This window comes from Methylobacterium sp. Leaf87, assembly GCF_001422775.1.
In the GTDB taxonomy this organism is placed as follows: domain Bacteria; phylum Pseudomonadota; class Alphaproteobacteria; order Rhizobiales; family Beijerinckiaceae; genus Methylobacterium.
Genome location: NZ_LMMI01000047.1, coordinates 1 through 7,765, shown reverse-complemented (window position 1 = coordinate 7,765; position 7,765 = coordinate 1). Strand labels below are relative to the sequence as shown.

The following is a 7,765-nucleotide window of genomic DNA, read 5'->3' as shown; positions in this document are numbered from 1 at the left end:
CTCGGGCAAGCTGACGGCAACGCCGAACTCGGCGAAGGCCTCGACGAAGATCTGGGTCGGCGCGAAGGAACCGAAATCGACGACGGTCCCGGCCCAATCGAGGATCGCGGCCTGGAGCTTCTTTGGGGGACCATAGGACATGGATGAACTTTCAGCGCACGAGGTTCAAAGCGACGTCAAAGACGTCGAAGTTGCGCAGCGTACGCCCAACCGGGACGTCGAATCCACGATTGGCGATCATCGGAACTCGCTGCTCTGTAAGCCCGCCGTGGGAGCGCAAGGGCTCCGTCAGGCCCGAAAGGTCGTGCTTCGCCGCGGCCGTACCGAGCACTTTGTGTTTGTCACAGAGGACAACGACATCACCGATCCGATCAGCCGGCAGTTCGAAGCGCTCGCAGGCCTCTTCCGCGCTGATCGCAACGGCCACGCCCGGAATATCCCCGGCGATGCCGATGACGGCGTCCCGCCTGTCGGCGTCCACGTAGACGGTGGCGAAGGAGCCGAGGGCACCGTGGTGCGCGACGTAGGGATCCGTTATCGGGAGGATGACCCGGGTTGTTCCGGCACCGAGCTTCCCATCCAGGATCTCCTGCAGGTAGATCACATCCGGCTGTCCGTCAGCGTGGTGCTTGTCGTTCATGCCGTGGTCGGCCGTCATCACCAGCGTGCAACCGGACGCGTCGAGCGCTCCAACGTACCGGTCGAACATAGCGTAGAAGCTGTTTGCACCGTCCGAGCCGGGAGCCGCCTTGTGCTGTACGTAGTCGGTTGTCGACAGGTACATCACATCAGGTTCAAATGACTCGAGGAGCTTGATGCCCGCGGCGAAGACAAACTCGGACAGATCAGCGGAGTAGACGTCGGGCAGCGGCAAGCCGACGAATTTGAGGACGTCGTCGATCCCGTTCTGCTGCAAGTTCGCCGTGTCGGCCTTTTCCGAAGAGAACGCGACCGCTGTCCCAGAGGTGAAGACGAGGCCTTTGCCCAGCAAAGTGCGCAGCTTGTCCTTGGCGGTCACCATCGCGACCTTCATGCCTGCATGCTGAAACTCGGCGAGAATGGTGGGCGCGCGGAGGAAACGCGCGTCGTTCATCATGACCTCCTGATCTGCCTCGCGGTCGTAGAAGTAGTTGCCGGCGATCCCGTGCACCGCCGGCGGCCGGCCGGTGATGATCGAAAGATTGTTCGGGTTGGTGAAGCTCGGGATCACTGAGAGTGCCGTGGTACTGGCGCCGGTTCTCATCAGCCGCCCAAGATTTGGAGCAAGTCCCGCCGCGACGGCCGCCTCTATGTAGCCGGGCTCCGATCCATCGATGCAGATCACCACCACCGGGCGTGACGGGCGCCGATAGGAACGGCCGTTAGCAACAACGTCTGTATTCAGGTGAACAGGCACGTTCGAGAATCCTCTCTTCAGGCTGCTGCGGCTAAAACGGCATCACGGCTGCCGATGAAGTTGCGGCCGCGCTCGCCGAGCAGGGCGTCGTCGATGGCCGCCCGCCAGTTCTCGCCGGTAACCCCGTAATCGGTGGCGCGGGTCGAGACGCCGAGACCGTTGAGGAAGGCTTCGAGCGTGTCGGCTCCCGCTGCTAGATCGGCGCCGAAGATGCGCGTGAGAACGGCGTCACAGGCCGAATCGTGGCCGATCACACTTCGCATTACGGCGGGTAGGCTGAACGAGCAGGCAATCCCGTGCACCGTGCCATGATGGAGCGTCAGGTAGTAGGACAGGGAATGAGCGAGAGCCGTCTTGGTATTTGAGAAGGCAAGGCCCGCGAACAGACTTGCCCGGGCGATGCGGGTGCGCAGTGCAAGGTCGTCGAGCCTAGCGAGGAGCGCGGGCAGCGCATCTAGGATCTCCGTAGCCGCGCAGACCGCGTGGTTGGCCGAGACCGGGTTGGCGTTGACGTTCCAGATGCTTTCCAGCGCGTGCGACAGAGAATCGAGAGCAGTGCTCATGGTTAGGGCACGTGGCACACGCAGCGTCAGCGTCGGATCGATGATAGCATGCTCAGGGTAGAGTTCGGGGCGCGCAAGTGAGTACTTCCTTTTGGCACCCGTATCCCAGACTGTAGCCCAGGAGGTAACCTCGCTGCCCGTACCCGCCGTTGTTGGAATCGCTATGATCGGCAGGCGATGAAGACTCTCGGGTCCGGCGCGGCCTTCGAGAAAAGCCTGAACGCGGGTGAAATCACTGCCGGAGGCGGCCAGCACCTTGGCGGTGTCGATGACTGAGCCCCCGCCAAGCGCAACAATCACCTCCGGAGGCGTGCAGGCCTGGCCGAACGCCGCGCAGTTTCGGTGCAGGCCGCTGAAGCTCGGGTTCGGCTCGACGTCACGCACGATTACGGCCGGCGTACCGGCTGTGCGGCACACGGTTTCCACCAGCGTGTCGAAATACGGATGGTCGCTGTAGGTCAGCAAGCAGAAGCTGCGTCCGGCGAGCTTGTCTCTCAGGCCTGATAGCGCTCCTTCTCCGAAGGTAATGCCGACAGGATTCCAGTATTCCCATGCTGCAGGCATACGATCGATCCCATGTCCTAACTGCCTTCGAGCCCTGAAAGCATTCGCACTGACGATTTGTCGAATTGATAGTTTATACGAGCGCTATATAAAAAACCGATGACGGCGTGACGGGCAGAGGACCCCGTATGATCTACGGCGACGAACGCTTGGGTGACGAAGCTGTTTCGCAGGCAACGCGCCGACACCGGGACAATGCGCGCGATCAGCCGGCGATCGGATTGGAGTTCCGCAGGCCCGTGGCGACGTCCACGAACGCTGCGATCAGCCGCGACTGGACACGGTCGCGCACACAGACGATGTGCGCGTGATTGACAATTCTTACATCGGTCACCGGCAGGAAGGTCAGCCGCTCGTCGCCAATATACTCGGCCTGGGACACGAAGCCGAGGCCGACCCCGCTCGCGACCGCCTCCCGCACGGCCTCTCGACTCCCGATCTCCATAATGATGCGGGGCCTTACGCCGGCCTTGGCCAGGGCGGCCTCGCTAGACCGGCGCGTGTTGGACCCATGCTCCCGGTAGACCATCGGCTGTTCATCGAGGTCGGCCAGGCGCAACCCGTCGCGCTCCCGCGAGAACAGAGGGTGGTCCTTACGTCCGAACACGACGATTGGATCCTCGCTGTACTGCCTGACCCAGAGCCGGGGATCGTTCTCGACATAGGCCAGGACTGCGACGTCGCTCTTAAAATCCAGCAGGTCCCTGAGAACGCTGACGGAATTGCCGATGGACACCGCAATCTCGATCTCCGGATAGCGGCCGTGAAAGGCGACCAGCATCTCAGTGACATGGAAGGGGCCGACGGCCCCGACACGGATGCTGCCCGTCTTGAGTTCGCGACTCTCGGTGAGAAAGTGGCGTGCATCGGCCTCGTCCGAGAACAGGCGCCGTGTGATCTGCTGAAGTTTGCGTCCCGCCTCACTCAGGCGGAGCCGCCCACTGGCGCGCACGAAGAGTTCGACGGCATACTCCTCTTCCAGAGCGCGAACCTGGGCGGTTAGCGTGGGCTGGCTCACGTTGAGCGTCTGCGAGGCGACGGTAACGCTCTCGGCCGCGGCGACGGCGTGGAACGATCGGAGCTGCGTAAAGCGCATAGGTTTTTCCGATAGTAGCGCACCGAAGTTTCGATTGGACGAAGCCGGTCGCCTCTGGTCCTAATGCCTAGCTACACGAGGTCGAGCAAGCGCCTCTGAAATTTTCGGACCCGTCGGCGGTCGCCCGCAGCCATCGGCTCGACGAATTACCTATCAATATTGCGAAACTATTCCATCCACGCATTCCAAATCGGAATGCGTGGAGATTTGTGTTTCGAGCCCAATAATCAATCATATACTTTGACGGGATGCGGCCGTCATAAAACTGTAAGATTGAATGCTTACGGGAAGCAGTAGGTTCGGGACGGTCGGCGGAAGCTCCATGCCGATCTCGCATCCTTTGGAGAGGTCATGCTCGAGATTCAGGGTTTGACGAGGCGTTTCGGATCAAGCACCGCCGTTGCCGGCGTCGATCTTACGGTTCAGCCCGGCGCGTTCATTGGGGTGATCGGCCGATCCGGTGCAGGGAAATCGACGCTGTTACGGATGATCAACCGGCTGGTGCGGCCCTCATCGGGGTCGATCCGTTTTGACGGGCGTGACGTCACGGCCCTCAAGGGGGATGCCTTACGCATGTGGCGTGCGGATTGCGCCATGATTTTCCAGCAGTTCAACCTGGTCGGGCGCCTCGATGTGCTGACCAACGTGCTGATGGGACGCCTAAGGCACGCGTCTCTAACCCGATCGCTGCTGGGATTGTGGAGCGACGCGGATCGGGCCATCGCCTTGTCCGCGCTCGAACAATTCGATATCGCGCATCTCGCCTCCGAGCGCGCCGAGAATCTGTCCGGCGGCCAGCAGCAGCGGGTCGCTATTGCGCGCGCCTTAGTTCAGGAGCCGCGGATCATCCTTGCCGACGAGCCAATCGCCTCCCTTGATCCGCGGAACACCCGCGTTGTGATGGACGCGCTCCTGCAGATCAATAAGCAGTACGGCATCACCGTCCTGTGCAACCTGCACTCGCTTGATCTCGCCCGTACCTATTCCGATCGGCTCGTTGGCATGTCCGCCGGTCGCATTGTGTTCGAGGGCACTCCCGACGAACTCACGGATGGCGTTGCGCGCACGCTTTACGGGCTCGAAGCAAACGAGGTCGTCAGCGAGACCGCCGCAAGGCCAACCTTCGAGTTCGCCGAACTCGGCCGAACCGCGACAGCCGCCTGACGCGCGCTCGTTCTCACTCGCAACAAGGATCGACACCATGCTCAATCGCAGAATGCTGCTCGTGCTCGCCTGTGCGACCGCTGCGCTCGCGCCCGTCGCAGTGCAGGCGCAAAGCTGGAGAGCAAAGTATCCAGAACTCACGTTTGGGGCGATCCCGACCGAGAATCCCACGGTGACGACCGAGCGATACAGCAAGCTTGCGGACTACCTATCCCGGGAGCTCGGCGTGAAGGTGAATTTTCGGATCGCCAACGACTACGCGGCCGTCATCGAGGCGCAGCGTGCAGGCAATATTCAGATTGCGTACTACGGCCCGGCCTCTTACGCGCGCGCTGTGATGACAGGCGTGGAAACCGAGCCGGTAGTGCTAGCACGCCGCAACAACGGCGCTATCGGTTATAACTCCGTGCTCTTGGTGCGTGCCGACAGCCCCTATCGGTCGGTCGAAGACCTGAAGGGCAAGACCCTCGCGCTGGTCGATCCGAACTCAGCGTCGGGCAACAGCGCGCCTCGCTTTTTTCTCGACAAGAAAGGTGTGAAGGTCGATTCTCACTTCGGCAAAACTTTCTTTGCAGGAAGTCACGAGAACGCCGTCCTGGCACTCATGCAGGGCACGGCGGACGTCGCTGCCAATGCATGGTACGCAGACACCGACAATCACATCCTGCGCATGGCCTCCAAAGGCATGCTCAAGGATGCGTCTGGTAAGGCTCTGAAGGCTGATGATTTCCGTGTCGTCTTCAAGTCGGACATCATACCGGGTGACCCCTACGCGGTCCTCAAGAGCCTTCCGGAAGACCTGAAGCAGGCCATCAAGCGGGCGATGCTCGATATGCCGAAGAAGGATAAGGCTAACTTCGACGCCCTCTCCGATGGCAAGGATATCGAGTTCGTCACAACGAGTGCGAAGGACTACGAGCCGATCATAGATATGCTCAAGTTCAACGATCGCGCACGCAAGGCCGGCTGAAGCGTGACGCATCGAATAGTATCGGTTCTCCCCATGAGATCGCGTGTCATCACCGCGCTGGGTCTGCCGGAAGGGCAGGCTCGGGCCGTGCTTCAAAGTTATAAACGGTCGATCGTGCGCCGGCGTTGGCGCATGATACTGGTCGTCGGACTAGTCGCAGTGTGTGCGCTGGTGTCCGGCTGGGTCGCGGAGGTAAGGCCGGACACGTTCTTTGCCAACCTTCATCGGTTCACCAGCTATCTCGGGCGCATCATGCCTGAGGTGAGGTGGTCGACCGCCCTGGCCGACAGTCGGGAGTGGTACTGGAACGTAGGCCCCTGGATACGGCTGCTGTGTGAGACCCTGCTGATTGCCTATGTCGGCACGCTGCTGGGAACCCTAGTCGCCCTTAGCCTCTGCTTCACCGCCTCGGCCAATCTCGGCGAGACCGCGTGGCTGCGCTTCGCCGCCCGTCGGCTGCTTGAGGTCTTGAGAACAGTGCCGGAAATCGTCTTCGCGCTCCTGTTCGTGATCGCCTTCGGGCTCGGGCCGATGGCGGGCGTCTTGGCAATCGCGCTCCACACCGCGGGCGCGCTCGGCAAGCTCTTTTTCGAAATTGTCGAGAACATCGACATGAAGTCGGTCGAGGGAGTGCGCGCCTCTGGCGGCGGCTGGTTGCACACGCTGCGCTTCGGCGCGATGCCGCAAGTGGCGGCTGGTTTCACCTCCTATGCGCTGCTGCGCTTCGAGATCAACGTCAGGGGCGCTTCGGTCATGGGCTTCGTCGGCGCCGGCGGCATCGGGCAGGAGCTGATCTCGGCGATCCGCCAATTCTACTACCCAGACGTGAGCGCGATCCTGTTAATGATCATTGTCACCGTCTTCCTGATCGACATGGCGGCAGAGCGGGTGCGCCACCGCCTAGTGAGCCCCGGTGCCATGTCGTGATGAGGTCCTCCGCCCCAAAGTCACGACCGGCATTCGCTCAGGAAATCGCGCGGATCAGGGCCTCCTATCCGGAACGCTTCACGAACCGTGCACGCAGCCTCAAGCTCGCGCTTTGCCTAGGGGGGGGCGCACTTCTGACCGGCTTGGCGATGTGGTGGCTCGACTTTTCACTCGTCCGGATCGCTAACGGACTCGGCCGACTCGCCGATTTCTCGCTGATGATGTTTCCGCCCTCTACTGGCGATCGACTAGGGCTCTATCTCCAGGCCCTATTCGAGACCCTCGCCATCGCCTTTCTGGGGACGCTCGTAGCGGCTCTACTAGCCTTCCCCATCGCGTTCCTCGCCGCGAAGAACGTCGTTCCAAACTTCTTCGTCCACTTTGGAGCCCGGCGCCTCCTCGATGTCATTCGTGGCATCGACACGCTGATTTGGGCTCTGCTCTGGGTCAGCGTGGTCGGCCTCGGTCCCTTCGCAGGCGTGCTCGCCATCGCGTGCTCGGATTTCGGTGCCCTCGGCAAGCTGTTCTCGGAAGCGATCGAGACCGCCGACAGGAGGCCGGTCGAGGGCGTCGCCTCCTCTGGGGGAAGCCGGCTACAGCAGGTACGCTTTGGAATTCTGCCACAGGTCGTCCCGGTGATCGGTGGGCAATGCCTGTACTACTTCGAATCGAACACTCGCTCGGCGACGATTATTGGCATCGTTGGTGCTGGCGGGATCGGCGTTCACCTCGCTGAACAGATCCGGGTGTTGAACCTCCAGGACGTGTCCTTTCTCGTCCTCATGATCCTTGCCGCCGTGACCCTGATCGATGTGGCATCGAGCAAGCTGCGGGCGTCCCTCATAGGCCGCCGCCCTATTCCCCTCGGGTGAATCAGAGTGCGGCTTTGGTCGCGGAACACTGATCAATTTGCGGCATGATGAACGACTGATTTTGGAGGATCGATATCAAAACTTCGACGTATAAATCGGGTCGGGAGCCGTTCGTCGTACGCGTCCGGTGATGGCCGCGGTCGACGGCATCGCGCACTCGGCTGAAGCCTGACCTTAATGCTGGCGTTAAGGTCAGCGGGTCGGGGCGATGCG

At 61.5% G+C, this 7,765-nt stretch carries 8 protein-coding genes; 4 read left to right on the top strand and 4 right to left on the bottom strand.

What is annotated here, in order from left to right:
* Positions 1-151 precede the first annotated feature (151 nt).
* The 3 genes from phnA to ASF22_RS18860 all read right to left on the bottom strand — a co-directional run bounded on the left by phnA (position 152) and on the right by ASF22_RS18860 (position 3,619).
* Positions 152-1,396 carry a phosphonoacetate hydrolase gene (phnA, locus tag ASF22_RS18870; protein WP_082483834.1) on the bottom strand — a complete coding sequence of 415 codons (1,245 nt, stop codon included), beginning with the start codon at positions 1,394-1,396 and terminating at the stop codon, positions 152-154.
* Between the two features lie 17 nt (positions 1,397-1,413).
* Positions 1,414-2,523, bottom strand: coding sequence for an iron-containing alcohol dehydrogenase PsrA (psrA, locus tag ASF22_RS18865; protein ID WP_056267173.1), 1,110 nt, complete (start codon positions 2,521-2,523; stop codon positions 1,414-1,416).
* 205 nt (positions 2,524-2,728) lie between these two features.
* Positions 2,729-3,619, bottom strand: coding sequence for a LysR substrate-binding domain-containing protein (locus ASF22_RS18860; protein WP_056267170.1), 891 nt, complete (start codon positions 3,617-3,619; stop codon positions 2,729-2,731).
* Positions 3,620-3,970: 351 nt separating this feature from the next.
* Between ASF22_RS18860 and phnC the strand changes: the two genes are divergently transcribed.
* Genes phnC through phnE (ASF22_RS18840) form a run of 4 tightly spaced genes read left to right on the top strand, consistent with a single transcriptional unit; the run spans position 3,971 to position 7,552 of the window.
* A complete protein-coding gene (gene phnC / locus ASF22_RS18855; protein ID WP_056267167.1) occupies positions 3,971-4,783 on the top strand; it encodes a phosphonate ABC transporter ATP-binding protein in 813 nt (270 codons plus the stop codon).
* Between the two features lie 37 nt (positions 4,784-4,820).
* On the top strand, positions 4,821-5,753 hold the full coding sequence (gene phnD, locus ASF22_RS18850; protein WP_056267164.1) for a phosphonate ABC transporter substrate-binding protein: 933 nt from the start codon (positions 4,821-4,823) through the stop codon (positions 5,751-5,753).
* A gap of 33 nt (positions 5,754-5,786) precedes the next feature.
* Positions 5,787-6,680: a phosphonate ABC transporter, permease protein PhnE gene (gene phnE / locus ASF22_RS18845; RefSeq protein WP_056267162.1), complete on the top strand. Its 894-nt coding sequence runs from the start codon at positions 5,787-5,789 to the stop codon at positions 6,678-6,680.
* Entirely contained in the window at positions 6,680-7,552 is an 873-nt protein-coding gene (gene phnE / locus ASF22_RS18840; RefSeq protein WP_056267159.1) for a phosphonate ABC transporter, permease protein PhnE, read from the top strand. The genes phnE (ASF22_RS18845) and phnE (ASF22_RS18840) overlap by 1 nt, the downstream gene beginning before the upstream one ends.
* Position 7,553: 1 nt before the next feature.
* Here the strand turns inward: phnE (ASF22_RS18840) and ASF22_RS24665 are convergent.
* On the bottom strand, positions 7,554-7,765 hold a 212-nt coding region (locus tag ASF22_RS24665; protein WP_210166665.1), incomplete at its 5' end, for a hypothetical protein.

Coding starts and splice junctions, on each gene's coding strand:
- psrA (WP_056267173.1), bottom strand. CDS start 2,523: ATGCCTGCAGCATGGGAATACTGGAATCCTGTCGGCATTACCTTCGGA.
- ASF22_RS18860 (WP_056267170.1), bottom strand. CDS start 3,619: ATGCGCTTTACGCAGCTCCGATCGTTCCACGCCGTCGCCGCGGCCGAG.
- phnC (WP_056267167.1), top strand. CDS start 3,971: ATGCTCGAGATTCAGGGTTTGACGAGGCGTTTCGGATCAAGCACCGCC.
- phnD (WP_056267164.1), top strand. CDS start 4,821: ATGCTCAATCGCAGAATGCTGCTCGTGCTCGCCTGTGCGACCGCTGCG.
- phnE (WP_056267162.1), top strand. CDS start 5,787: ATGAGATCGCGTGTCATCACCGCGCTGGGTCTGCCGGAAGGGCAGGCT.
- phnE (WP_056267159.1), top strand. CDS start 6,680: ATGAGGTCCTCCGCCCCAAAGTCACGACCGGCATTCGCTCAGGAAATC.